The 24496-nt window shown below is 61.9% G+C and carries 23 protein-coding genes; 16 read left to right on the top strand and 7 right to left on the bottom strand.

The window, feature by feature from the left end:
• Positions 1-195 precede the first annotated feature (195 nt).
• The 3 genes from V7660_RS14060 (at position 196) to V7660_RS14070 (ending at position 1908) form a co-directional block, all read left to right on the top strand.
• Entirely contained in the window at positions 196-618 is a 423-nt protein-coding gene (locus V7660_RS14060) for a hypothetical protein (RefSeq protein WP_335603685.1), read from the top strand.
• A 269-nt stretch (positions 619-887) separates the two neighbouring features.
• Complete coding sequence (locus tag V7660_RS14065) at positions 888-1169, top strand: hypothetical protein (protein WP_335603686.1); 282 nt, start codon at positions 888-890, stop codon at positions 1167-1169.
• 67 nt (positions 1170-1236) lie between these two features.
• Positions 1237-1908 (top strand): SDR family oxidoreductase, encoded by a 672-nt coding sequence (locus V7660_RS14070; RefSeq protein WP_335603687.1) that lies wholly within the window; start codon positions 1237-1239, stop codon positions 1906-1908.
• 3 nt (positions 1909-1911) lie between these two features.
• Here V7660_RS14070 and V7660_RS14075 read toward each other — a convergent pair whose 3' ends face one another.
• Together V7660_RS14075 and V7660_RS14080 are read right to left on the bottom strand one after the other, a co-directional pair.
• The gene (locus V7660_RS14075; RefSeq protein WP_335603688.1) at positions 1912-2733 is read right to left on the bottom strand and encodes a mechanosensitive ion channel family protein; all 822 of its coding nucleotides are present in this window, start codon (positions 2731-2733) and stop codon (positions 1912-1914) included.
• Positions 2734-3070: 337 nt separating this feature from the next.
• Positions 3071-3568 (bottom strand): hypothetical protein, encoded by a 498-nt coding sequence (locus V7660_RS14080; RefSeq protein WP_335603689.1) that lies wholly within the window; start codon positions 3566-3568, stop codon positions 3071-3073.
• 113 nt (positions 3569-3681) lie between these two features.
• Between V7660_RS14080 and V7660_RS14085 the strand changes: the two genes are divergently transcribed.
• The 3 genes from V7660_RS14085 to V7660_RS14095 all read left to right on the top strand — a co-directional run bounded on the left by V7660_RS14085 (position 3682) and on the right by V7660_RS14095 (position 9873).
• Complete coding sequence (locus V7660_RS14085) at positions 3682-5307, top strand: peptide ABC transporter substrate-binding protein (protein WP_335603690.1); 1626 nt, start codon at positions 3682-3684, stop codon at positions 5305-5307.
• A gap of 24 nt (positions 5308-5331) precedes the next feature.
• Positions 5332-6447, top strand: a complete 1116-nt coding sequence (locus tag V7660_RS14090; RefSeq protein WP_335603691.1) for a DUF3667 domain-containing protein — start codon at positions 5332-5334, stop codon at positions 6445-6447.
• A 333-nt stretch (positions 6448-6780) separates the two neighbouring features.
• A complete protein-coding gene (locus V7660_RS14095) occupies positions 6781-9873 on the top strand; it encodes a TonB-dependent receptor domain-containing protein (protein ID WP_335603692.1) in 3093 nt (1030 codons plus the stop codon).
• Positions 9874-9988: 115 nt separating this feature from the next.
• Here V7660_RS14095 and V7660_RS14100 read toward each other — a convergent pair whose 3' ends face one another.
• Complete coding sequence (locus V7660_RS14100) at positions 9989-10882, bottom strand: class I SAM-dependent methyltransferase (RefSeq protein WP_335603693.1); 894 nt, start codon at positions 10880-10882, stop codon at positions 9989-9991.
• Positions 10879-11691 (bottom strand): TrmH family RNA methyltransferase, encoded by an 813-nt coding sequence (locus tag V7660_RS14105; protein ID WP_335603694.1) that lies wholly within the window; start codon positions 11689-11691, stop codon positions 10879-10881. Before V7660_RS14105 ends, V7660_RS14100 begins: the two co-directional genes overlap by 4 nt.
• 110 nt (positions 11692-11801) lie before the next feature.
• On the opposite strand from V7660_RS14105, the gene V7660_RS14110 reads away from it, so the two are divergent.
• The 8 genes from V7660_RS14110 to rplA all read left to right on the top strand — a co-directional run bounded on the left by V7660_RS14110 (position 11802) and on the right by rplA (position 19188).
• On the top strand, positions 11802-13256 hold the full coding sequence (locus V7660_RS14110; RefSeq protein ID WP_335603695.1) for an OmpA family protein: 1455 nt from the start codon (positions 11802-11804) through the stop codon (positions 13254-13256).
• A complete protein-coding gene (locus tag V7660_RS14115; protein WP_335603696.1) occupies positions 13256-14896 on the top strand; it encodes a hypothetical protein in 1641 nt (546 codons plus the stop codon). Before V7660_RS14110 ends, V7660_RS14115 begins: the two co-directional genes overlap by 1 nt.
• 125 nt (positions 14897-15021) lie before the next feature.
• Positions 15022-15873: a M48 family metallopeptidase gene (locus V7660_RS14120; protein ID WP_335603697.1), complete on the top strand. Its 852-nt coding sequence runs from the start codon at positions 15022-15024 to the stop codon at positions 15871-15873.
• A 258-nt stretch (positions 15874-16131) separates the two neighbouring features.
• Entirely contained in the window at positions 16132-16341 is a 210-nt protein-coding gene (locus V7660_RS14125) for a cold-shock protein (RefSeq protein WP_335603698.1), read from the top strand.
• Positions 16342-16487: 146 nt separating this feature from the next.
• Positions 16488-17303 (top strand): class I SAM-dependent methyltransferase, encoded by an 816-nt coding sequence (locus V7660_RS14130; RefSeq protein ID WP_335603699.1) that lies wholly within the window; start codon positions 16488-16490, stop codon positions 17301-17303.
• A 30-nt stretch (positions 17304-17333) separates the two neighbouring features.
• Positions 17334-17864: a GNAT family N-acetyltransferase gene (locus V7660_RS14135; RefSeq protein ID WP_335603700.1), complete on the top strand. Its 531-nt coding sequence runs from the start codon at positions 17334-17336 to the stop codon at positions 17862-17864.
• Positions 17865-18034: 170 nt separating this feature from the next.
• Positions 18035-18481: a 50S ribosomal protein L11 gene (gene rplK / locus V7660_RS14140; protein ID WP_335603701.1), complete on the top strand. Its 447-nt coding sequence runs from the start codon at positions 18035-18037 to the stop codon at positions 18479-18481.
• Between the two features lie 5 nt (positions 18482-18486).
• Complete coding sequence (gene rplA, locus V7660_RS14145) at positions 18487-19188, top strand: 50S ribosomal protein L1 (protein ID WP_335603702.1); 702 nt, start codon at positions 18487-18489, stop codon at positions 19186-19188.
• A gap of 248 nt (positions 19189-19436) precedes the next feature.
• Here the strand turns inward: rplA and V7660_RS14150 are convergent, their stop codons facing one another.
• The 3 genes from V7660_RS14150 to V7660_RS14160 all read right to left on the bottom strand — a co-directional run bounded on the left by V7660_RS14150 (position 19437) and on the right by V7660_RS14160 (position 22867).
• Positions 19437-21524: a TonB-dependent receptor plug domain-containing protein gene (locus tag V7660_RS14150; protein WP_335603703.1), complete on the bottom strand. Its 2088-nt coding sequence runs from the start codon at positions 21522-21524 to the stop codon at positions 19437-19439.
• A gap of 66 nt (positions 21525-21590) precedes the next feature.
• On the bottom strand, positions 21591-22013 hold the full coding sequence (locus V7660_RS14155) for a hypothetical protein (RefSeq protein WP_335603704.1): 423 nt from the start codon (positions 22011-22013) through the stop codon (positions 21591-21593).
• Between the two features lie 140 nt (positions 22014-22153).
• Positions 22154-22867, bottom strand: a complete 714-nt coding sequence (locus tag V7660_RS14160; RefSeq protein WP_335603705.1) for a hypothetical protein — start codon at positions 22865-22867, stop codon at positions 22154-22156.
• Positions 22868-23415: 548 nt separating this feature from the next.
• On the opposite strand from V7660_RS14160, the gene rplJ reads away from it, so the two are divergent.
• Together rplJ and rplL are read left to right on the top strand one after the other, a co-directional pair.
• Complete coding sequence (rplJ, locus tag V7660_RS14165; RefSeq protein ID WP_335603706.1) at positions 23416-23931, top strand: 50S ribosomal protein L10; 516 nt, start codon at positions 23416-23418, stop codon at positions 23929-23931.
• A 60-nt stretch (positions 23932-23991) separates the two neighbouring features.
• Complete coding sequence (rplL, locus tag V7660_RS14170; RefSeq protein ID WP_335603707.1) at positions 23992-24372, top strand: 50S ribosomal protein L7/L12; 381 nt, start codon at positions 23992-23994, stop codon at positions 24370-24372.
• Positions 24373-24496 lie beyond the last annotated feature (124 nt).

A 24496-nucleotide genomic window follows, 5' to 3' on the forward strand; every position in this document is an offset into this window, starting at 1 on the left:
TGTCGAGGGGGCTGGAGGGGAAAACGTCGGTTAAAAGGTAAACGAATTGACCGGGTTTGTTTACCCGGCCCTAACGCGTCTTAACGCTCTTTGTCCCTTTTGGATCGCACATGAACATGTCCGGTAACCAAGCGGTAAGCACAATAAGGGTTAATGGCATTTCCGAAGCCGTTAATCTCAGGAGTGCTTCCGCACATGTTGAACGATATCTCTGCGCACCTCGCCCGGCATAACGGCCTCTCGGAGGAAACATCCAAACAGGCTCTGGGGATTGTCCTGAATGCTGCCGAGCGTCAGGAGTCTCCTTTCGCCGCGGCGATGTTCAAGACCGTTCCGGGCGCCCGTGCCCTGTCCGCCCGTACCGGCAGCGAGATCGGCGCACCGACCGGCGCCATCGCCCGCCTGATCGAGCAGACCCCTGGCGGCAAGCGGGTTGTCGCCCAATCCATGATTACCGAGCTTCACAGGCTGGGCCTCGATCACAAGGCCATAGGCCAGCTCCTCCCATGCATCTCGACTTATATGGACGAGCATCATGGCCTTGTCGGGTTCGGCCATCTCGGCGACCTGATCGGATCCGACCTCGACGCCATTGCAGCGGCTGCGCAAGCGGCCTGATGACGGGTCACAATCCAAGCTGAACCAGCCGCTCTCAGGGCGGCTTTTTCATGCAGCAAATTTTTTTTGCATTCAATTTGAACCAATCCGCTCATGGAGCGTAAAGCCTGTATCTTGAAGGCATACCCCCTGACATTGTCAGTGCCTCAAGAGGTTCCCAATGTAGGGCCAAGTCGGACTCCCCCTCTCTTCCCCCCGCCGGCTTGGCCCTTTTCTTTTGGGCCGAGCCTGTCTATGTGCATCGGCGACAAGAAGAGGGGCCGCGCCACATGCAGGACGTCAATTCCGTGAAACCCGACGAGCGCCTGGCGCTGGACCTGATGGCGGCCATCCGCGCCGATGCCGAGGCGGCCTGTGCGCCAAGCCCCGTCGAGATGGTGTCGGTCACGATTGATGTCTCGTCCGAGGCCGGGCAGGGCGCCGAGACGATCATCGAACCCCGGATCGACCGGCGGACGCGGACCATCCTGTTCACCGGCGGCATGGCCCGCCAGGGCGATACGCCGGTCATGAAGGCGACGGCCGTCTACCGGATCCTGCCGGAGGCCTGATCGGCCCTTGCCGAATGCCCTGAATGGCATATCCCTTCTCCGGACAGCAGCCTGACGGAGAGACATCATGCCCACCACCCTCATCACCGGCGCCAATCGCGGGATTGGCCTTGAACTGGTTCGGAAATTTCTCGCTGAAGGGCATGACGTGATCGCCACCGCGCGCGAGCCGGGCAAGGCCGATGAGCTGAATGCGACGGGTGCCACCATCTATCCGCTGGAGGTGACAGATGCCGGGTCGGTCGCGGCCCTGAAGGCCAGTCTCGGAGATCGGCCAATCGACTATCTGATCAACAATGCGGGCATTGGCAGCTTCGCCGGCTTCAAGGATGTCGACTTTGACGAGTTCGCCCATATCCTGGCGGTAAACACGATTGCGCCTGTGCGGATGATCGACACGTTTCTCGACAATGTCGCCGCCAGTGATGTGAAGATGGCCGCCAGCCTGTCCAGCATGATGGGCTCCATCGAAAACACGACCGCCTCCTACGGGCTGATGTACCGTACCTCCAAGGCCGGCCTGAACATGGCCTTGCGCGCAGCTGCGCCGGAACTTGCCGAGAAGGGGATCACCCTGCTGGCCCTGCATCCGGGCTGGGTGCATACCGACATGGGCGGCAAGCAGGCGCCGGTCAGTCCGGTCCAGAGCGCTGCGGGGCTCTACAAGGTGATTACCACCGCAGGGCCATCCAGCGAGTTGCGCTTTCTCGATTTCGAAGGACAGACGCACCCCTGGTAGGGATTATCCCTGCTGGGGCGTGAAGCCACCAAAGTCTTCTGGTAAATTCACCGCGGTATCGGCGCGCAGGCGCGGCAGCGCTTCGGGATGCTCGGCCTGTAGCCATTCGATCATCTGCTCACGGATCAGACAGCGAAGGTCCCAGGCCTTTGGCGATGTGCTGGCGGAAGCGAGCCCGCGCACCGTCACGGAATTGCCCGCCGCTTCGGTTACCTGCAAATTCACTACCTCGCCGTTCCAGAGCGGGGTAGACTTGCAGATCTCTTCCAGTTTCTCGCGCATCGCTGCAATTGGCGCGTGATAGTCGACCGTCCAGTAGACGCTGCCGATGATGGAAGCGCTCTTGCGTGTCCAGTTCTGGAAAGGTGTCTCGATGAAATAGGAGAGGGGCACGACGAGGCGCCGCCAGTCCCAGATCTTGATGACAACATAGAAGAGACCAATTTCCTCGATCCAGCCCCATTCACCTTCGACCACGACGGCGTCATCCAGCCGGATTGGCTGGGTAAAGGCGATCTGCAGGCCCGCGATGAGGTTGCTCAGCACGGGCCGCGCGGCCAGACCGAGGGCGATGCCCGCGATACCTGCGGAGGCGAAAAGGCTGACCCCGATCTGTTTCACGCCGGGAATGACGGTGAGCGCGGCGGCGAGCGTGACAATTCCGGCCAGGACGATCCAGATACGTCGCACCACATCGAGCCGCGTGGCGGATTTGCGCGCCTCCAGATTGTCCTCTGCATCGAGATGAAGGCCAGCCAGCCGGCGCTTCAGCAGCGCATCGACAATCGTGCCGACCAGCCAGCCGAAGGCGACAATGAACAGCACGCCGGAGCCGATTTCCGCGACCTGCTCGACTTGCGGGGCTGCGATGACGGTGTCGGGAATGTAGCGATGAAGATAAGGCGCAGCGAAGACCAGCGCCGCCCCGGCCAGTGCGAACAGGACCGGAGGGCGAAAGCGCTTCAGCCAGCGGGTATTTCTGTGGGCGCTGATCTTCGTCCGGATACGCGATCCCCTTTCAATGGTCAGTCGGGACTACGCCCCAGCCTGTGAAAGGTTTCATCGATCTGGCAAGGCGCGACGCCGGAATAGGCTGTGCCGGGCCTCACTTGCGAGGGCTCCGGGCAGGATGCGCCGAAGTTTGCGGCAGGGGGTCCCGCCGCTATTTGACCCGTTCGACCCGGAACGCGATGCCGCCATCGAGCTTCATCTTGAAGCTGCCCAGGGCTGCTTCATAGATCTGGGCTTCGGTCTGATCATTGTTTCGCAGGGGCTTGGAATCGATCTGTCGCCAGACTTGCCCGTTCTCCAGCGTGATGACGAGATTGCCGCGCGCGCCGCGAACGGCTTTTACGGGAAGGACCACTTCCGTGAGGCTGTTATCGTCGGACTTGCCGATCATCAGCGAGGGCAGGGAGGGGATGGAGAAGCCGAAGGAATCCTGCCGCACCTGCTCGACTTCCTTGCGGGTCACGGTGGTGACGTCGCCGGCCGCTTCGGCCTCCTGAAGACGACCAACGGCTGCGTCATAACAGGCAAGGCGATCAGCATCTTCGGCGACAGATGTGCAGGCATAAACGTCGTCTGTTGAAACGTCTTGTGCAGTGGCTGTTGCGCCGAGCGCAAAAACCATCCCTGCAATGCACCAAATTCGGGTCATTCCTGTTACCTCATGTGCGACTTCCAGCAGGAAGGCTTTGCAAAACCGTAATGGTCTGGCAGCACTGTTGCAAATCGTGCGAGAGCCGAAAAGACATTGGAGACACAAAACCCATGAAGTTGACCGCCTTGATGAGCACCGGCCTGGCCGCTGCGCTTGCCCTGACCCTGGCCGCGTGTGGAGGTGGAGGGGATTCCGGGGCATCCGATGTGCCGACGCTTCGCCGGGGCATTTCGGCCAAGGTGGACACTCTGGACCCGAACAAATCATCCGCCCAGTGGGAAAACATCATCATCGGCGACATGATCATCGGCCTGACCACGGACGGCCCGGATGGGCGCCCGCAACTCGGCATGGCGGAGAGCTATGATGTGAGCGAAGACGGCCTCATCTGGACTTTCACGCTGGGCGATCATGTCTGGTCCGACGGGACGCCCGTCACAGCCGGAGACTTTGTCTACAGCCTGCGCCGTATCCAGCAGCCGGAAACCGCATCGCAATACGCATCGCTTCTCTGGTTGATCAAGAATGCACAAAAGGTTAGCGAGCAGGAACTGCCGCCGGAAGAGCTGGGCGTGAAAGCGGTTGATGACAAGACGCTTGAGATCACGCTGGAGTATCCCGCGCCCTACCTGCTGGGCCTGCTCAGCCATTACACGACTTATCCGCTGCCGCGCTGGGCCATCGAAGCGCATGGCGATGCCTGGATCCAGCCCGAGAACATTGTGGTGAACGGGCCGTACAAACTGGTCTACTGGCGCACCGGCGACCAATTGGTGGCCGACAAGAACCCGACCGGGTTCGGCGCGCCAGAAGCGTGTTTCGACCGGGTCGTGTATCTCGAACTGGAAGACCTGACAGCGGTTGAGAACAAGATCGCTGCCGGCGAACTGGATATCAACAATGCCTTTGACGGCTCGCGCTATACCGAACTGGATTCGAAATTTCCCGGCTGGCTGCGCACGACGCCGTCCCTGATCTCGACCTATTGGACCTTCAACACGACCGTTGCCCCCTTCGACGATGCCCGGGTGCGCAAGGCGCTGGCGATGGCGCTCGACCGGGAATTCATGGTTCGCAACGTGCTGACCCAGGGCTATCTGCCGGCCTATTCCTTCGTGCCGCCGGGCATCGACAATTACGATGTCGAGCGGCCTTCGATGTCGTGGAAGGACATGCCGCGTGAAGAGCGTCTGGCCGAAGCGCGCCGCCTGTTGCAAGAGGCCGGGTTCGGGCCGGACAATCCGCTCGATTTCGAATTCATCCACCGCTCGACGGATGACAATCCGAAGGTCGCGCCGGTCGCCCAGTCCAATTGGAGTGATATTGCCCCGTGGGTAAATCCAACCATCGTGAAACAGGACACCAAGGTTCTGTATTCGCGTCTTCGGACCGGCAACTTTGTCGCCGCGGATGCGGCCTGGGTGGCCGATTTCGATGATCCGATCAATTTTCTCTACCTGCTCGAATCCAATACCGGCCAGCAAAATTATGGCGATTATTCCAATCCCGAATATGATGCGCTGCTGAAGCAATCGAACCAGCAGCTGGACCTTCAGAAGCGGGCGGAGACGTTCGCGGAGGCCGAAGCGCTGATGCTGGAGGAATATCCGATCACGCCGATGTGGTTCCAGGTGACCAAGAACATGGTTGATCCGGCCATTACCGGCTGGGAAGAGAATGCCAAGGACCAGCACCGCTCCCGCTTCCTGTGTCGGCAGGGGCTGGACGCTGAATAGGGGCAAGAAGACGGGGGTCTCGAGATGGAACATGAAATGGAAGCGGCAGGCCTTGGTTCGGCCAGTGGCCTGTCGACCGGGGACCATCATCCGGTAAAGTCGGGCGAACCCTGCGCCAATTGCGAGACGGTCGTCGAGGACCGGTTCTGTACCACTTGCGGCCAGCTCGCGTCTGACTTCCATCGCCCGATCTGGGACCTCGTCATGAGCAGCCTGGCGGACGTGTTCGCGCTGGATGGCCGGTTGTGGCGATCCCTGCCGATGCTGCTGTTCCGGCCCGGCCGGATGACTCGTAACTATCTGAATGGAAAGCGCGCACGCTATGTGCCGCCGTTCCGCATGTTCCTGATGGCATCGGTGATCTTCTTCCTGACCCTGTTCACGCTCGGAGAGCAGATGGGGTGGTACTCCGCCCTCAAGATTGACGGTCTTGTCGAGGATGGGGTCGAGTCCCTGGCGGAAGGGGAGGAGCCGATCCCGGTCATTACCGAGGACCGGCTTGAGACCTTGCGGGAACGGACCGAAGATCCGGATCTCAGCGCGGAAGAGCAGCAGGCCGCGACGATGGAGCTTGCCCAGGCCGAGGGGGGCATCTCGCTCCGGCGTATTCTGCAGGAAGATGGCCGGATCAACCGGGATGCCCTGTATGAGGAAGTCACCTCGCGCCTCAGTGAAGAGGCGACGCCGGCTGAACGAGAACAGGCCTGGCGCACAGCCGACCACGCTGCGACCGTGTACGAGAACCAGGACCGGTACGGGGCCCGGATGCGGGAGTGGGCGCCCCGGTTCAGTCTGATGTTCATGCCGATCCTGGCCCTGGTCCTGACCCTTCTCTATGCGTGGCACCGCAGCCGCTACATCTATGACCATGTGGTCACGGCGCTGCATGTGCAGACCTATATCTACCTCATGATGACGGTGATGCTGGTGATTGCCGCGATCAACCCGGCCAGCATCGGATGGTTGGTCCTGATCGGGAATATTCTTGTTGTCGCCTATATCTATCGGCAATTGCGCGTGACGTACGGGACCGGCCGGTTCATGGCGGCATTGCGGACTTTCATCGTGCTCGTCACCAGCTTTTTGGTGCTTGTGAGTCTCGCTGCCATCCTGATCATTGTCAGCTTCATGCTGGTCTGACTGCTACAGGTCGCAGGAGGGGAGAACCGGGCGGGGCCCATCGCCAATGGCCTGAAATTTGCCCAAAAAATGGGCAGGAGATAGCAAGGCGCTAAACCCCGTTTAGGTGGTTTTTCGGATTTCTTGGGGGTAAATAGGACAATCTTGCCCCAAATGGGCCAAAAAGGTGATGCGATTCTGTCACACCAGCGTCATTTTGCTTTCCGGTGCCGCTGCCTCCGATTGACTATAATGAATGCGCCATCCTTACTGCAGGGTAAGACTTGGTCTAGGGGGCCAGGTTTGTCCGTGCCTAGCGGACACCTTTTTTGACAATCCTATTCGGAGGTTCAGGTGAGCGAACTTAACTTGAAGAAGCGCCTATTGGCGTCGTCGGTATTTGCCGGCGCTGCACTTGCTGCAGCTGCGGCAATGCCAGCGTACGCACAGGACGCGGACGAAGACGTAATTGCTGTAACAGAGGCGGGCGGGGACGAAGAAGCTTCCGTGCAACAGACCATCGTCGTCACGGGCTCGCTGATCCCGCAAAGCGGCAATCTGGTTGAAACCAGCCCGGTCACGTCCCTCGGCTCCGCCGACTTCGACGTGCGCGGTGTGGTCCGTGCGGAAGACATGATCAACTCGCTGCCGCAAGCATTCGGCGCGCAGGGGTCCAACCTCGCCAACGGTGCAACTGGTACGTCGTCTGTTGACCTGCGTGGTCTTGGCGCAACCCGCACGCTGACGCTGCTTAACGGCCGTCGTCTGCCTTACGGCTCGCTGAACACGGCGGCTCCGGACATCAACTTCATTCCTTCCGCACTCGTGAAGAAAGTTGACATCCTGACTGGTGGTGCATCCGCGACCTACGGTTCGGACGCTGTGGCTGGTGTTGTGAACTTTGTGCTCGACACCGAGTTTGAAGGCGTTCGCCTGGAAGGTAACTACTCCTTCTACCAGCACGACAATTCCAACAGCTACATCCAGGACATCCTGTCCGGCTTTGCAGCAGACAACCCATCCCAGTATCAGGTCCCAGATGGCTCCACCGCGGATGGTGAGACGGTCGATCTGACCGCTGCGTTCGGCGGCAAGCTCGACAATGGCCGCGGCCATGTTTCCGGCTTCCTGTCCTACACCAACACGAAGCAAATCCTTCAGGCCAACCGCGACTACTCGCAGTGCGCCCTGTCGACCACCAATGGTGGTGAGGACTTCACTTGTGCGGGTTCCTCGACCAACCAGTTCACAAACATTCTGGATCTCGATGGCCTGCTGCCAACCGGCTCAGGTGCGCGTGTTGATCCTACGACGGACACCTTCCAGGCACGAGATGGTACGGTTCCTGATACGTTCAACTACAACCCGTACAACCACTATCAGCGTCCGAACGAGCGCTATTCCTTTGGCACGTTTGCCAATTATGACATCAACGAATACGTGAATGCGTATGCCGAAATGATGTTCATGGACAACCGCACCAATTCCCAGATCGCACCGTCCGGTGTGTTCGGTTACGGTGTGGCTGGCGAGAATGGCGGTATCAACTGTGATAACCCGTTCCTGTCCGCTCAGCAGGTTGATTTCGTCTGTACTGCACGTGGGGCAGGCGGTGACGACATCGTCGGACTCTTCGATGCGGAAGCCGAAACCAACGGTTTGTACTTCCTTCGCCGTAACGTCGAAGGCGGTAGCCGGAACAACGATATCCGTCACACCACCTATCGCGGCGTGATTGGTATTCAGGGTACTCTGGGCGATACGCCTTGGGGCTATGATGTCTCAGCTGTGTACGCCAATGTGCACCGCTCGGAAGTCTACAACAACGACCTCTCCATCAAGAAGATGTCTGCCGCGCTTTATGCGGTTGCAGACCCTGTCACTGGCGATCCGGTCTGTGCGATCAACGTCGACGACGATCCAAACAATGATGATGCCGCTTGTGCACCTTATGACATCTTCTCCGGTGCAGGCCCAAGCGACGCTGCTCTGAACTACATCGTCAACCCACTCTTCCGGGATGGTGACGTGAAACAGACGGTTGTTACGGCCAAGACCTACGCTGACCTCGCGGACTATGGCATAGTGTCGCCAATGGCCGAAGAGGGCATCAAGGTTGCGTTCGGTGCTGAATACCGTCGGGATTCCCTGAATTCCCGTCCGGACCCGAACTTCATCTCCGGAGATGGCGCTGGTCAAGGCGGACCCACGAACCCGATTGCCGGTTCACAGGAAGTCTATGACTACTTCGCTGAGGTCAACGCACCTCTGATCGAAGGCTATGAAGGTATCGAGTCTCTCGGTGTTGACCTGGCTTATCGCCGGTCGAACTATGATGCCGTGTCTTCGGACGCCTACAAGATCGGGGTGGAATATGCTCCGGTTGAAGACATTCGTTTCCGCGCCTCCTATCAGCGGGCTGTTCGTGCTGCGAACATCTTCGAACTGTTTGCTGCTCAGGGCCTGACCTTGTTCGACCTGTCTCAGGGCGACAACGGTCTTTATGACCCATGTGCGGGTGCCAACCCGACCTATACCGAAGCCCAGTGTGCCAACACAGGTGTTCTGCCAGGTCAGTACGGCTCGATCGTCGACAACCCGGCTGGTCAGTTCAACACGCTTCAGGGCGGTAACCCGAACCTCGAGCCAGAATCCTCCGATACTTATACGGTTGGTTTCGTTGCGACCCCTTCGGCCATTCCTGGCCTGACGGTTTCGCTCGACTACTTCGACATCTCCGTTGAAGACCTGGTTGGTACGGTTCCAGAAACCCTGACCGTGTCTCAGTGTGCTGAGACTGGCAGCGAGTTCTTCTGCTCGCTGATCAATCGCGGTGCAGGCGGCACGCTCTGGGCTTCCAACACGGGCTACATCACCGCCACGAACATCAACACGGGGTCTCTCTCGACCTCCGGTGTTGACCTTCTGGCCAGCTACGCAATCGATCTGGACGCCCGCGGCGGCCTGGACTTCGATTACGTCGCAACGTGGCTCGAAAGCCTGGAAACGAAGCCACTGCCAACGTCCGGCGCCGATGAGATCTACGACTGCGTAGGCCTCTACGGTTCCAGCTGTGGTGCTTCCAACCCGGAATATCGCCACAAGGCTTCCTTGACCTGGTCGGCTCCAAGCGGTGCCGTCAGCGTGACGGGTACGTGGCGCTACTATGATGAGGTGAGCGTTGCGCAAACCTCGTCTCAAGCGGCCCTCAGCGGCTCGTTCGCTGCCATCAACGAAACCCTCGACGCCCAGAACTATCTGGATCTCTCGGGCAACTGGATGGCAAACGACACGATCACCCTGCGCGCAGGTATCAACAACATCACGGACGAAGAGCCACCGCTCTCCTCCATCGTTGGTACGGCACCGGGTAACGGTAACACCTACCCGCAGGTGTATGACGCCTTCGGTCGTTACGTCTTCTTCGGTGCGACGCTCGACTTCTAAGTCGAACGCCTTACCAGAAACAGGAACGGCGGCTCTTCGGAGCCGCCGTTTTCTTTTGGGGAAAATGTTTTGAAATCAGGGGTTGGGGCCCGGTGAGTTCAGGTCCTGTCAGGGGTCAGGCGCCCGCGTGCCAACGCGCATAGATGGCCGTCGGCAACAGGCGGTCCGCGCCTTGCTGGGGCAGGGCCATCTCGCCGGTCTCCATCACGCCGCCGAGCGGGGAGAGCCGGTCGGCCAGCGCCTGCGAGAGTGCGAGATAGGACAGGCGCACGGCATAGGCCGTCAGGATCACGAAGAGCGGCCGGTCGCTGAGCAGCTCTTTCACCACATCCAGCAATTCGGGAAGGTTCTCTTCAAAGCGCCAGGTCTCGTTCTTCGGGCCGCGTCCGAATTTTGGCGGGTCGAGAATGATCGCGTCATAGGTATTGCCGCGGCGGATTTCGCGCGCCGTGAACTTCATCGCATCATCGGCGATCCAGCGGATCGGACGGTCCTGCAGGCCGCTCATGGCCTGGTTGTCCTTGCCATAATTGTTCGATTTCGGGCTCGCGTCCAGATGGACCACTTCGGCGCCCGCGGCTGCGCAGGCGAGTGACATCATGCCGGTATAGCCGAACAGGTTCAGTGCCCTGATCGGCCGACCAGCCGCGCGGATCTTCTCCTGCGCGAAGCGCCAATGGACCGAATGCTCCTGGAACACGCCCATATGCCGAAAGGCGGTGCGGCGGGCCTCGAAAGTCAGGCCGTTCCATTGCATCGGCCAGCTGTCGAGCGCCTTGGGGGAGAGCACGTCCCAATTGCCGGCGCCGTCATCATCCTGCGACTTGGTGGAAAACCGTGCATCGGCGCGCCAGCTCTCGACGGGGCGGGCCGGTTCCCAGAAGGCCTGCGGGTCCGGGCGGATCACGGTCTGGCTGCCGAAGCGTTCGAGCTTCTGGAGGTGGCCACTGTCGAGCAGGGCGTAATCATCCCAGTCATCGGCAATCAGGAGGCGGGTTTCGGTCTTCATGTGTAATCCCTCTGGCGCCATGCCTCATAGGTCATGATGGCTGTGGCCTGGGCGAGGTTGAGGCTGTCGGCGCCGCCGCGCATCGGGATAAGGCAGAGCTGGTCGCAGGCGGCTTCGGTTTCGGGCGGCAGGCCGGATTGTTCATTGCCCATGATGAGGACCGAGCCGGAGGTGAAATCGGTGCGGTCATGGCGGGCCGTGCCGTTGACCGACGCCGCGCTCATGGTCAGGCCGAGGCCTTTGCGCCAAGCATTGAACGGGTCGAACGAGGCGGTCGCGAACGGCATGTCGAAGATCGAGCCCATGGAGGCACGCACCGCCTCGAAACTGTAAGGATCACAGCAGGTTTCGACCAGGATGACGCCGGAAATGCCAGCGCAGTCGGCCGTCCGCAGGATCGTGCCCAGATTGCCGGGATCGCGCACTTCATAGAGGGCGACGAACAGGCCATTGCCGTCCTGCGGCAGGGCATCGAGACCGAGGTGGCGCTGGTGGAAGGCGGCGACCACGCTCTGGGCATTGTCCTTGTGGGTGATGCGCGACATCAGCTTGTCGGCGGCCAGCACGACCCGCGCGCCGGAGGCCTCGGCCTGCCGGATCAATTCCGCGAGGTGTGGCCGATCTGCCATGCTGGCGGCGACAATCAGGGAGTCCGCCTTCCAACCGTTTGCAAGCCCCTGGCCGATCAGGCGTGCGCCTTCTGCGAGAAACAGGCCGGTTTCGGCGCGGCCTTTCTTTCTTTCAAGACTTTTCAAGGACTTGATGAGAGGGTTTGATGCGCTGCTGATCGTCTCTAAGGGGCGGGTCATGCGGAAATTTCGGCGTCTCTGGCTGTGCGGGGTAAGTCTTGCGAGGACATGCTGAATAGGGCATCCCTGATTATCAGGGGATTAGCAATGGAGGAGGTCGTGGGGCCTCTATGAGACTGCTCGACTACCTTTTCGGATTTGTAGCCTTGCTGGGATTGGTCTGCACGGGCTGGTGGGCCGTGTACCAGTCGGCCAACACGCCTGTAAACCTCCAAGCGCGGCTGCAAGCCAACGCCAATGCGGCGCTCACCGAACAGGGGTTTGACTGGGCGGGTGTGCGGATGCACGGCCAGCGCGCCGAGCTGACCGGCAAGGCACCATCCATTGATGCGATCGATGCGGCGGCCGAGACCGTGTTGACCTCCAGCGGGGCTGGCGGGGTGCTTCTCGGCGGCGTGACGATGGTGCAGAGCGGGGTCGGTACGGCGCCGCCTGTCTCGCCCTATGTCTGGCGCGCCATCAAGACCCATTCCGGCGACTATATCCTGATCGGCCATGTGCCCTCGCGGACCATTCGTGCCGACCTGATGGGCGAAGCGGCCTCCCATGCGGGTGATGCGGCCGTCGAGGACCGCATGCAGCTTGCCAATGGGGCGCCCGCCGCGAACTGGCAGGGCATGGCCCGGCTGGCGCTTGAACGCCTGGCGGAACTCGATTCAGGCGAAGTGCGCCTGCAGGACAAGACTGTGCGCCTGCGCGGTATTTCGATGGACACGGCCACACGGGCGCGGATTTCGGCCGATGTCGCCAATGTCACGGCGCCGTTCCGGGGCGAGCCTTTCCTGCGCGGGCCGGCCTTGTGGAGCGCGGTGCATGGCGAGGGCGAACTGGTCCTGTCCGGCAAGGTGGCGACCGAGGCCGAGCGCGCGGAAATCCTCGCCATCGCCAGACAATACTATGCCCGCACCGTGCGGGACGAGATGCAGGTGGCCGGCGATCCGCATCCGGGCTGGCTGGAAGGGGTCCGCGTGGGCCTGCCGCATTTTGCGCATTTCCAGTCGGGTGAAATGGCGTTTGATCCGGAGGAGACCGGCCTCAGTTTCGAGGGGGAGGCGTCGGGTTCCACCATCGCCTATCTCCAGCAGGACCTCGCGACCGTGAGCGGCCCTTATCCTGTCACAGTCTTCACCGATACGGTTCAGGTGGACGTGGACGAGATTCGCGGCATCGACTTTGACGCAGACCCGGTGGCGGCCTGCCAGAGCGCTTTCGACGCGGTGATGGAGACCAACAAGGTGAATTTCGAGACTGGCCTTGCCAATATCACCCGCGAAAGCGGCCAGACGCTGGACAAGGTGATGACCGTTTCGCAGCGGTGTGCGTCGGATCTGGTGTTCGAAGTAAGCGGCCATACCGACGCCACGGGGGCGCGGGAGGCAAACATTGCGCTCAGCGAGGCACGGGCGCGGGCGGTGCGGGATTATATGGTGTCTGCCGGATTTTCTCCTTCGCGGCTGACTGTAATTGGGTATGGTCCCGACGAGGCGGTGCAGAGTAATGACACCGAAGACGGTCGGGCGAAGAATCGCCGGATTGGGTTCAAGGTTCGAGAACGGAGCGAATGATGGCGTGGCTATTGGCACATATGTGGGCGGCGCTGATAGGGGTCGCCGTATTCGGCTTGCTGCTCGGCTGGTCCATTCGGGGCATGTTGCTGGTCGGCCGGATGCGCCGGGCCGTGGTCGAGCGCGATGTCACCCAGACCGAGCTGGAACAAGCCAAGGAAGAGATTGAAAGCCTGTATGCGGCCCAGCGGGGCCAGCCTGTGGGCAATACGAATGCCCGCGAAGCGCAGGCCGAACAGACCGTCAAGATGCAGCGCCTGACCGATGAACTGGCCCGTGCCAAGAGCGAGCTGGACGCGCTGAAGGCAAAGGCTGACGAGGCGCTGGTAAGCGGCGCGAAAGCGGCAGGGGCCGCCGGAGTGGCCGCGGGTGGCACGCTGGCCTCCGTCGGTGGGGCGACCGATCCGAACCCGGCCCTGGTCTGGCGCAATCGTCATCTGGAAAGCCGTGTGCGCCATCTGGAAGCGCTCGTGGGCGAAGGCGGCGAGGCCGCGGCAAGCGCTCCGACAGGCGAGGCCGCGCCGGTCATGGCCGCTGCTGCAGTGGCCAGCGAATCCGATGCGGCGAAGGCCGAATGGCAAAAGAATTTCCTGAAACAGCGCGTCGAGGCGCTGGAAAACGAACTCGCCAAGGCGAAAGCCCCGGCGCCTGCGCCGAGCGGGCGCAAGGGTAATGGCGACGCAGAAGAGGAACTGGCACGCCTGCGCTGGCGCAACCGCTTCCTGGAAGGGCGCCTCGCCTATTTTGAAGGCGATCAGGATGCAGCCGAAGAGGGCGCTGAGGCTGAGGCGGAAGAGACTGCCGCGTCGGAGCCTGTCGCGGAGATTGTGGCCGAGCCGATGCCACTGGCCGACCTGCCGGAAACAGACATTCAGCCCGAAGCCGACATTGAGCCCGAAATCGAGCCTGAGCCGGAGACCGAACTCGCCGAGGCCGAAGCCCAGCTGAGCGAAGATGAACCTGCCGCAGACGACTTTTCAGAGGCCGAAGAGCCTGTCGAGGACGCGCCGGTTATCGAAGCGCCCGTCGAGCTGGCCGCCGACCCCGACGCCGAGCCGGATGTGCCGCCTTTCGAGATTATGGACCGGTTCGCCGATCCCCAGCCCACAGAGCCGGAAGAGGAGAGCCATGACGCGGAGCTGACGCCGGTCGAGGACGAACTCGCGGAGGACTATGCGGACGAGGCGGAGGAGTCCGAAGAGTCCCGCGAGACCGATCTGGTCAGCGCGGAGGAGGCCAGCCAGGCCATCCTGGCGGCGCTGGAACTGACTGATGCCGCGGACGCATCAGAGGCAGACGAAGAAACCGATCTGACCGAAGCGGATGCAGACGAGACCGAGGACGACACGCAGGCAGAGGCCGAAGCTGACGATGAACCGGCAGGCGTCCAGCCGATGGCGCTCGACAAGCCGGTGGCCAATGCGCCGGACGACCTGACCGTGATTGGCGGCATCGGCCCCAAGATCCAGGAAGTGCTGAACGCCATGGGCATCTGGCATTATGACCAGATCGCCGCATGGTCGCCGGAGAACATTACCTGGGTCGATCATGAGCTGAATTTTTCCGGCCGGATCGTGCGCGAAGGCTGGGTCCAGCAGGCCGCGATCCTGGCCGGCGACACGATCGACGAGGACGCCTAGGCAACGGGCCGTTCAGGGCCAATTCAGCCGGGATCGTCCAATCTGGGAACCAATCGTGCAGGGGTGCGATTGCTTTTTGATTGGGCAGGGTTACCCTCGTCCCAGAGGCGATAGGGAGATTTGAGATGGCCGATCTAGTCGAATTCGATAGTGAAGTTCTGGCCGGAGCGCCGCAGGTGCGCCTGTCACGCCGCGCGCTGATCACAGGCATTGCCGCCGGCACCGTGTTTCCCTTTATCTCCAGCTGCACCACCAATCCGGCGACCGGGGCCAGCCAGCTGATCCTGTTCGATGAAGCCCAGGTGGCGAGCATGGCTGCGACGGCCTGGACCGACATGAAGTCCCAGACTCCGGTTGTGTCCAATACCCGCCTGAAAAACCAGGTGCTGAACGTATGGGAGCGGACCTCGGCAGGCGCGGCCAAGGCCGGGCATATCGACCCGAATGCAAACTGGGATGTCGCCGTGTTCGACACCGATGACGTCAATGCCTTTGTCATGCCCGGCAATCGGGTCGGCATCTATCGCGGCATCACCGAACTGACCGAGAATGACGACCAGCTCTCCTCCGTGCTGGGCCATGAGACCGGCCATGTGGTCGGCCGCCACGCTGCGGAGCGCCTGTCGGTCTCGACTGCGGCGCAGGTTGGCCTGATGGCGGGCCAGATCGCGGTCGCGCAGTCGGAAGAGCTGAGCAAGTATGGCACTGCCATTGGCGCCCTTGGCGGCGCGGCGATGCAATTCGGCGTGATCCTGCCCTATAGCCGCCGCCATGAGCTGGAAGCCGACAAGCTCGGCGTCGATTACATGCACAATGCCGGCTATGATGCGCGTGAATCCGTGCGCCTGTGGGAGTTGATGGCGGCGCAGTCTCAGGGCCAGCGCCCGGCTGAATTCATGTCCACCCATCCGGACCCGCTGCGCCGGGCCGATGAGCTCAAACGCTACATCAATGCCAAGGGCTATGCCCTGATGTAGGCGGTCGCTGCTGAATTTCCGAGAGCCCGGTTGCCCCGTGCCGCCGGGCTTTTTGCTGCCTCTGACTGCCCAGCCTGTGCACACGCCCTTGCGGAAGCCGGAAAAAGGGGGCATATACGTTTTTCGACTTTTCGCCGGACGATCAGGCATTGAGCGTAAGGGCCTTGCCCTGCAGCTCCTTTCAGAGACCTCCCTTACAAAATTCGTGTTCCCGCGGACCGGCATGTTGCAGGACCGCAAATTAATCAGGAGTGTTTCATGACAAGTGGCACCGTAAAATTCTACAACGACCAAAAAGGCTTCGGCTTCATCCAGCCTGACGATGGCGGCACCGACGTGTTCGTCCACGCTACCGCGCTTGAGCGCGCCGGCATGCGCATGCTGTCCGAAGGTCAGAAGGTTTCCTTCACGACCGCCGTTGACCAGCGCAGCGGCAAGACCGCCGTTGACACGATCACTGCTGAATAGTCCGCAAGGACTTTCCAGTAGGACCAGATTGGCCGTCTCCGAAAGGGGGCGGCCTTTTTGGTTATGGGGGTGGGATTACTCCGTCATTCGTGATGTCCTGACCGGGGAGCAAAAGCGCGTCGCGCTGCGCAGGAACGGGGGGACAGGTGACAGCAACCAACACGCCAAGGACGGCCGGCACAAATGGCCGGTTGTGGGGCCTGCGCTCGCGTGACTGGGCCGATTTGCAGGAGGGTGGATTCCGCGCCGGATACCTTGCCGCGCTGGATCGTGCGGCGGTCGGGTCGAGCACGCGCTACCTTGATGCCGGGTGCGGATCCGGCATGGCTGCGGCGCTGGCGGCGGATCGCGGCGCGCAGGTGACGGGGATCGATGCCTCGGACTCGCTGCTCCAGATTGCCCGAGACCGTGTCCCGCAGGGCGCTTTCCAGACGGGCGACCTGGAAGACCTGCCATTCGGGGATGACAGCTTCGATGTGGTCGTCGGCTTCAACTCTTTCCAATATGCCGGAAATCCCGGCGCAGCGCTGGCCGAAGCGCGGCGCGTGACGGCGCCTTCGGGCATTGTGGTCATCATGACCTGGGGCGAGCCGGAGGGCATGGAGGCGGCCGCCATTGTGGGCGCGCTAAAACCGCTCCTGCCGCCCCCGCCACCGGGCGCACCCGGACCGTTTGCGCTGTCGGACGAGGCCAGGCTGCGGGCATTCGCCGCCGAGGCCGGGCTGACGCCGCTGGAGGTCGTGGATGTGTCCAGCCCGTGGGAATATGAAAGCGAAGCGCTGGCCGTGCGCGGGATCGGCGCCTCCGGTGTGGCGGCGAAGGCCATGGACGCCTCGGGCGAGGAGGCAGTGAACGCAGCCCATGCCGCCGCGATTGCGCCCTTCGTTCAGGCCGATGGCCGCGTGCGCATTGGCGCGACCTGCCGGCTGTTGTTTGCCACGCCGGCAGGAAAAAAGACTTGAACTCTGCCGGTGATCTGGCAGCCCTTCAGCATGACTGACCTGATGAGAATTTGCCCGGTTGGGCCCGAAGACCTGCCGGTATTGCGGGATCTGGCCGAGGCCACTTTCCTCGACACGTTTTCAAGCCAGAACGCTCCGCAGGACGTTTCCGCCTATACGTCCGTCGCCTTCGATATGGACAGGGTCAGGGCAGAGTATGAGAATACCCATTCCCGCTTTTATTTTGCCCGGACCGGCCCCGAAATTGCGGGATATCTGAAGCTGAATACCGGGCCTGCCCAGACCGAGCATGACCTCGAAAACGCGATGGAAATCGAACGCATCTATGCGACCCGCGCCTTTCAGGGCAGGGGCATCGGAAAGTGCCTGATGGCCACGGCGCTGGAGGCGGCGCGGGAGGCCGGTGTGGACTGGGTCTGGCTGGGCGTCTGGGAGCATAATCAGAGGGCCATCGCCTTTTACGAGCATCAGGGGTTCGAGCCCTTCGGCCGCCACAGTTTCCGCCTGGGGGACGATGAGCAGACCGACGTGATGATGAAGAAGAAGATTGCGCAGGATTAGCCGCGCAGGCTGTGGCCCGGCGATTCAGCTGGGGAGTTGCAATTCCCCGCACTTTCAGCCATACGCCCCACTTCCGTGGGAGGCCGTTAGCCCGGCCAGACCACGAACCTCCAAAGTAACCGGGCGGATCGAAAGACCACCGCCCCATCTGAAACGTTCGAGAGGACAATATGGCTAAGAAACTCCTGGGGCATCTCAAGCTCCAGATTCCTGCCGGCCAAGCCAACCCGTCGCCGCCAGTCGGCCCGGCGCTCGGTCAGCGCGGAATCAACATCATGGAATTCTGTAAGGCGTTCAACGCCAAGACCCAGGGCATGGAACCCGGTCTTCCGACCCCGGTCGTGATTTCCTATTATCAGGACAAATCGTTCACGTTCATCACCAAGTCTCCGCCGGCCACTGTGCTGCTGAAGAAGGCTGCCAAGCTGAAGCTCGGCAAGAAGCCCGCTTCCGGCGCCAACAAGCCGGGCTATGAGACGGTCGGCAAGGTCACCATGGCTCAGGTTCGCGAGATCGCGGAAATGAAGATGGAAGACCTGAACGCAAACGACCTCGACGCAGCCTCGAAAATCATTGCCGGGTCCGCCCGCGCAATGGGCATCGAAGTGACGGAGTAAGCATCATGGCGAAACCAGGAAAGCGTACCCGCGCAATCGCGGAAACCGTGGATGCCGACAAGGCCTACACGATCACCGAAGCTGTCGCGCTGGTGAAGTCGAACGCGAAAGCGAAATTCGACGAAACCGTCGAGATCGCCGTGAACCTCGGCGTTGACCCGAAATATGCAGACCAGATGGTCCGCGGTGTGGTCAACCTTCCGTCGGGCACCGGCAAGGACGTTCGCGTCGCCGTGTTCGCAAAGGATGCCAAGGCTGACGAAGCCAAGGAAGCCGGAGCCGATTTCGTCGGCGCCGAAGACCTGATGGAAAAAATCCAGGGCGGCTTCATGGACTTCGACCGCGTCATCGCATCGCCAGACATGATGGCCGTTGTCGGTCGTCTCGGTAAGGTGCTCGGCCCCCGCGGCCTGATGCCGAACCCGAAAGTCGGCACGGTCACGCCAAACGTGGCACAGGCCGTCAAGGACGCGAAGTCCGGCTCGGTCGAGTTCCGCGTCGAAAAGGCCGGTCTCATCCATGCCGGTATCGGCAAGGCCAGCTTCACCGAAGGCGACATCGAAACCAATGTCAAAGCCTTCCTTGATGCCCTGACCAAGGCTCGCCCATCGGGCGCCAAAGGCCAGTTCGTGCGCAAGATCACCCTGTCGTCCACCATGGGCGCCGGCGTCACGATCGACACGTCCGAGGCCAACCAGACGGCTTAAATCCGGCACCGGATTTCAGAGAGAGAACAAATTGAAGCCCGGCGCAGAGATGCGCCGGGCTTTTTTTCATGCCGGCCTCCTCATCCTTCGACCCCGGATTTCACCGGGCAGGCCCCGCTCAGGATGAGTCCGCACTTTGTTTCCGCATTTTCGAAGCGCTCATGCTGAGCGAAGTCGAAGCACGAGCGCGGGCTTGGAGTCGATCCCGGATACGCCCTTTGGGTATTCCGGGATGACAGCTTGTATCGTCAGCCCACGAGGGATAGGCGGACAAACGCGCCGCGACCAGAACCGGGCAGGCGGGTGCCGATGGCGACATCGCCATAGGCGTTGCGGTTGTAGCCGGAGAGGTGGTCGCGGGTGATTTGGTCGAGGAGGTTCTCGACACCTGCCGACAGGCGCACGCCGTCATTTACCTGCCAGTCGCCATACAGGCTGAGCGTGACATGGCCCGGTGTCCCGGCTTCCTGAAGCGTTTGCGAGACCTTGTCCTGTTCGGCGACCGCGCGGGTCTCGAACGTGGCGGACCAGTCCTGCCCTTCCCAGGTCAGGCCGGCGGTGAGGCTGGGCGGGGCCATGCGGTAGAGATCCTCGTCGAGGTCGCGCCGCTCGCCGCGCACATAGGAGAGGACGGCATCTGCGCGCAACGGTCCGGGCAGATTCATGCCCGCATCAAGGTCAAAGCCGATCAGACGCGCGTCGACATTCGTGAACCGCAGCAGGGCGGCGGAGCTGCCATGCATGCTGGCCATCATCTCTTCCAGTGAGTCGGCCACGCCCGGCGTGTCATCAAAGGGCGTGCCCTGAATGAAGTCGTCGATCTGGCGGATATAGACCGTGGGCCGGATATAGGCGTTTTCGGTAACATAGTCGAAGCCGGTCTCGGCGATCAGGGCGACTTCCGGGTCGAGTGACGGGTCGCCGAGATAGATGTTGCCGTCGGCAAGGCCTGCGCTGGAGCCGGATGGCAGCCACTGGAACCATTCGAGATAGAAGGGCGCGCGAGACTTGCGGGCCAGTGTGACACGCCAGGTGAGATCATCCGTGATCGGACGCCAGAGCCGGGCGGCCGCATCGACCGTGGTGGCGTCCGCCCTGCGATCCGAGGCATTGTAGCTGGCGGCCAGCATTTTCTGGCCCATTGACGCATCTTCGCCAAAAGTGGCCGTGCCGCCTTTGCCGTCATATTCATCCACGCGCAGGCCAAGCTCGGCATTGAATGCGCCGAGCGTGCCGGTCCATTCGGCGAAGGCGCCGTAGCGGTCGATCACGATGTCCGGCAGGGAATAGATGTAATTGTCGAGATTTTCCGGCTCGACCACATGGATGTTGTGGTCTTCTTCCGCCGTGTCCGCGCCAAGCTGGAGGCTGCCGCCAAAGGCGGGGAAGGTGGCGGAGATGTCGGCCTTGCGGGTGATGGCATAGGCGAGGGCCTCGCGCCGCATCATGGCGGGGCGCAAATCATACGTGTTCATGCCATGCGCGGCGTCGGTATAGCTGGCGGAAGCTTCAATGAGCACATCGCCGAAGCTTTTCTCATAGCTCGCTTTCACGACGTCCGTGTCGACAAAGCGGATGTCCATGCCGAAGGGCGGGTTGCCGGAAAAGCCGGTATTGTGGCGCCGCCAGTCGAGGCTGAACTCGCCAAGATCGGTGCGCAGGCCCGTGGAGAGGCCCTGGATGCTGCGCTGGAATTCCGAGCCCCCAATCGTGCCGTCCTTGTACGCCGTATCGCCGCCCTCTTCATAGGCGCCGAGCAAGTTTGCTCGCCATGTATCGGTCGAGGCGCCGATGATGCCGCCGGTGGAGAGGCTGTCATTCACGGTCCGGCCACCAATCGTCAGATCATATCCGAGCGTGGCCTCAGACGAATTGGCATAATCGGTCTTCTTGAAGACGGCGTCCGCGCCGCCGCCGATGCCGGGGCCTTCGGAGACCGGGCTGATGCCGCGATCAATATGGACCGCCGCGACGAGGGGTGTGGGGGCGTAGTGCAGCGCCGGGTCCATCAAATTCGGGCCGCCGGAGGCAAAGCTGTGGCCGTCGATGCGCAGGTTGAGGCGCGGGCCGAACAGGCCGCGATACTGCATCTGGCCGGACATTTCGCCATTGCCGATGCGGGCTGCGCCGGGGGTGCGGGCGATCAGGCGGGTGATGTCCATGCCGTCCATCGGGGCAGCCTCGGGGAGAAGTGCCGCGTCCGTGGCGGTGGTGGTGCGGTGGCCGGTGACGATGATCACGTCCTGCAGGGCAGGATCAGGCGTCTCGGCGGCGGCGAGCAGGGGGCAGGTGGCAAGGGCGATCAGCGCCGTGCCAGCGGAAAGAATGCGTTTCATGTGGAAGTCCTCTTCGCCTGCCGAAGCGGTCAGGCGGTGTCTGATTGAAATTCGGGAAAAGTCAGATCAGGCGGAGAGGGGCGGCCCGCGCGCAGGCAGGCGGGTGTCGATGGGCCGCTGGGTGAGCGGCAGGACATAGAGGCTGGCGCCGAGCCGGGGCAGGCCGAACTCTGCCGGGGCCGGCAGGGCGGGCGGCGTGTGCGGCAGATCAAAGGCTGCTGTCAGTGCAAAGGGGCAGGTCGAGGTGTCGGAGGCATCGGTGTCGGCCGGGGCGTGCGGGTCGAAATCGTCCGGCAGCTTTTCAAGCGTGCCGGCCTCGGGGTCGAGCCGCATCAGCGAGCCTGCCCCATCGCCGCAGATGCGGATGATGATGCCGCCATTCTCAGCCGTATCGACCATGTAACCTGCCGGGACCGCGCCGCGCACGCCGAGACCTGCCACGAGGAGCAGCAGGGCGAACAGGCGCAGATGTCTGAACAGGGCAGGCATGGAGCGGGCCTATAGCGCTCTTGTCCCGACATGCGAACGCGACACTTGCACACGGGGGGGCTGATCTTGGGGGCAGCAGCAGGGGTGTCGCCGCCGGCGGAGCCGGGGCGTTTCGGGAGGGCTGGCGATGGCTGCTTGCGTCAGCTCGTGTCGGGGCCGAGCGCCATCAGGACGAGGAGGTAGAGATCGGACAGGACTGGCACGGCGGGCTGGGTCTTTGCGATCTTGGCATGTTCGGGCGCCGGGGCGATGGCGAGCGGGCTGAGGCGTTTTGCATTCTCCGATGCCTGCCGGACGATCCACCGGGCCATTCGCATGGCATAGGCATCGAGATTGGCCACGGCGTCGGCAAGCGCCAGGGTGCGGCGGAGGTAGCGGTCTTCAAGTCCGGGTCCTGGTCTTGGGCGCGGCGCAGCGGGGGTGGGTTCATCAGGAATGAAGGGCCGGGCCGCGCTGTCCATCAGCGTGATGCGCGGGCAATCGGCCGGGGCGAGCAGGGGGCGCGGATCGCGGTCCTGTTCCGGTTCGATCAGGCGGAAGCGGGGCGTCGAAGGTGCGCGGGGCGCATCGGAAGACGGTGTTGGCGTGTCGCGGCGCTGTGACGGGGCGGCGGGTGATGGCGCCGGGGCCGGCACATCGAGCCGCAGGGCCATGAGATAGATCACGCGGCGCAGCAGGTCTTCGACGAAAGGGAGATCCCGCATGCCGCGCCGGGCCAGCGCGAGGCCGCGCCCGGCGAGTTCGGTCAGCGCCGTGGCCATGGTCGCGATAATGTCCAGCGCGAGAGCTTCAAGCCGCTCCGGCTCGGCAGGCGTGGGGAAGGGGTCGGGATGCGTTTCCATGCGTTGCAGCATCGCCCAGCCTGAGAGGAGGGGGATGAGATTGCCGGAATTTTTTACAAGAGGTTGATTTGATTGAGGGCGGGAGTAGAAACTTCGTCGGAGAGGCCGGGCACGATTGCGCGGGCGGGTGATTCGTGGTGAAGGAATTGCAGCAATCCGGACCCGGTCGCTGCCGGGCTGGCGGCCACTCACCGGACCGGCCCCGCAAGCCTCAGCAGGCTTTCTGCCCCGCCCTTGACTTTTTATCACAATGGGGGGTTGCGGGTTTCCACAAGAAGCGTTAACAACCCGCTCTTGACGGGAGTTCTCTGATATGCATCGGGGACCTCCCGTTTTCCTGTCCTAGACCATAGGCCCCTCTTTCGGGAGGGATAAAGACAGTCTTCTGTCACCTATGCAGACGGGGTGAGGCGTATAATCGGTTCGGATACAAGGGGTTAGCGCCCTGAGTTAAACAACCGGGCAGGCCAATCCCTGGGCAGGCGCTGGACGGCCGCAAGGCCAGAAGGCGATTACCAGGGCGGCCGGATGGTCCGGGCGCCTCAAACTGGAGACCCGCTATGGATAAAGCTGGAAAAACAGTGGCTCTCGAAACCCTCAAAGGGGTTTTCGGCGAGTCCGGTGCTGTCGTCGTGGCGCACTATACCGGTCTTACTGTTGCGGAAATGACCAAGCTGCGCGGCATGCTCCGCAAGGATGGCGCACAGCTTAAGGTGGTCAAGAACCGTCTGGCGAAAATCGCTCTAGACGGACAAGGCGGCGATGCTGCCCAGGAACTCTTCTCGGGTCCTGTGGCGATTGCCTACTCTCCCGATCCGGTGTCGGCGGCGAAAGCCACTGACGAGTTTGCCAAGGAAAACGACAAACTCGTAATCATCGGCGCGGTGATGGGCGATCAGGTTCTCGATGCCAAGGGCGTCGAAAGCCTCGCGAAACTGCCTTCTCTCGACCAGCTTCGTGGCAAGCTTGTTGGCCTCCTGCAGGCACCGGCAACGAAAGTTGCAGGCGTCGTTCAGGCTCCGGCTGGACAGCTCGCTCGTGTGGTGGCGGCCTACGGCTCCAAGGATGCCGCATAAGCTACCCGTTTTCGCACTTTAAAGACTACAAACACCGAACCATATATAGGAATTAGAAACATGGCAGATCTCGAAAAGATTGTCGAAGACCTCTCCGCCCTCACCGTTCTCGAAGCGGCTGAGCTGGCAAAACTGCTCGAAGACAAATGGGGCGTTTCCGCCGCTGCTCCGGTTGCTGTTGCAGCCGCTGCGGGTGATGCGGGCGGCGCTGCTGCTGCAGAAGAAAAAACCGAGTTCGACGTTGTTCTGACCGGCGCTGGCGACAAGAAGATCAACGTGATCAAACTCGTCCGCGAAGTTCAGCCTGCACTGGGCCTGAAAGAAGCCAAGGAGCTCGTCGAAAGCGCTCCGAAAGCTGTCAAGGAAGGCGCTTCCAAGGCAGAAGCCGAAGAGCTCAAGAAGAAGTTCGAAGAAGCCGGCGCAACAGTCGAGCTCAAGTAAGCTCCGGCGACTTCAAATCCGGGCGGCGTTCGCGCGAGGCGCAGCCCTATCAATGACTTGCGCGGCGGTTTCATTTTTGAGGCCGCCGCGAACTCGCGTTCTGGCGATAAAGTTGTCAGCCCGG

The organism is Hyphomonas sp. (assembly GCF_036964145.1).
In the GTDB taxonomy this organism is placed as follows: domain Bacteria; phylum Pseudomonadota; class Alphaproteobacteria; order Caulobacterales; family Hyphomonadaceae; genus Hyphomonas.

Bases quoted from the DNA above. Each gene is read 5' to 3' on its own strand.
- V7660_RS14105 (WP_335603694.1), bottom strand. From the start codon at position 11,691: ATGACCCGCCCCTTAGAGACGATCAGCAGCGCATCAAACCCTCTCATC.
- V7660_RS14110 (WP_335603695.1), top strand. From the start codon at position 11,802: ATGAGACTGCTCGACTACCTTTTCGGATTTGTAGCCTTGCTGGGATTG.
- V7660_RS14065 (WP_335603686.1), top strand. From the start codon at position 888: ATGCAGGACGTCAATTCCGTGAAACCCGACGAGCGCCTGGCGCTGGAC.
- V7660_RS14060 (WP_335603685.1), top strand. From the start codon at position 196: ATGTTGAACGATATCTCTGCGCACCTCGCCCGGCATAACGGCCTCTCG.
- V7660_RS14155 (WP_335603704.1), bottom strand. From the start codon at position 22,013: ATGCCTGCCCTGTTCAGACATCTGCGCCTGTTCGCCCTGCTGCTCCTC.
- V7660_RS14160 (WP_335603705.1), bottom strand. From the start codon at position 22,867: ATGCTGCAACGCATGGAAACGCATCCCGACCCCTTCCCCACGCCTGCC.
- rplL (WP_335603707.1), top strand. From the start codon at position 23,992: ATGGCAGATCTCGAAAAGATTGTCGAAGACCTCTCCGCCCTCACCGTT.
- rplK (WP_335603701.1), top strand. From the start codon at position 18,035: ATGGCTAAGAAACTCCTGGGGCATCTCAAGCTCCAGATTCCTGCCGGC.
- V7660_RS14115 (WP_335603696.1), top strand. From the start codon at position 13,256: ATGGCGTGGCTATTGGCACATATGTGGGCGGCGCTGATAGGGGTCGCC.
- V7660_RS14085 (WP_335603690.1), top strand. From the start codon at position 3,682: ATGAAGTTGACCGCCTTGATGAGCACCGGCCTGGCCGCTGCGCTTGCC.
- V7660_RS14070 (WP_335603687.1), top strand. From the start codon at position 1,237: ATGCCCACCACCCTCATCACCGGCGCCAATCGCGGGATTGGCCTTGAA.
- V7660_RS14090 (WP_335603691.1), top strand. From the start codon at position 5,332: ATGGAACATGAAATGGAAGCGGCAGGCCTTGGTTCGGCCAGTGGCCTG.
- V7660_RS14135 (WP_335603700.1), top strand. From the start codon at position 17,334: ATGACTGACCTGATGAGAATTTGCCCGGTTGGGCCCGAAGACCTGCCG.
- V7660_RS14150 (WP_335603703.1), bottom strand. From the start codon at position 21,524: ATGAAACGCATTCTTTCCGCTGGCACGGCGCTGATCGCCCTTGCCACC.
- V7660_RS14120 (WP_335603697.1), top strand. From the start codon at position 15,022: ATGGCCGATCTAGTCGAATTCGATAGTGAAGTTCTGGCCGGAGCGCCG.
- V7660_RS14100 (WP_335603693.1), bottom strand. From the start codon at position 10,882: ATGAAGACCGAAACCCGCCTCCTGATTGCCGATGACTGGGATGATTAC.
- V7660_RS14125 (WP_335603698.1), top strand. From the start codon at position 16,132: ATGACAAGTGGCACCGTAAAATTCTACAACGACCAAAAAGGCTTCGGC.
- V7660_RS14080 (WP_335603689.1), bottom strand. From the start codon at position 3,568: ATGACCCGAATTTGGTGCATTGCAGGGATGGTTTTTGCGCTCGGCGCA.
- rplA (WP_335603702.1), top strand. From the start codon at position 18,487: ATGGCGAAACCAGGAAAGCGTACCCGCGCAATCGCGGAAACCGTGGAT.
- rplJ (WP_335603706.1), top strand. From the start codon at position 23,416: ATGGATAAAGCTGGAAAAACAGTGGCTCTCGAAACCCTCAAAGGGGTT.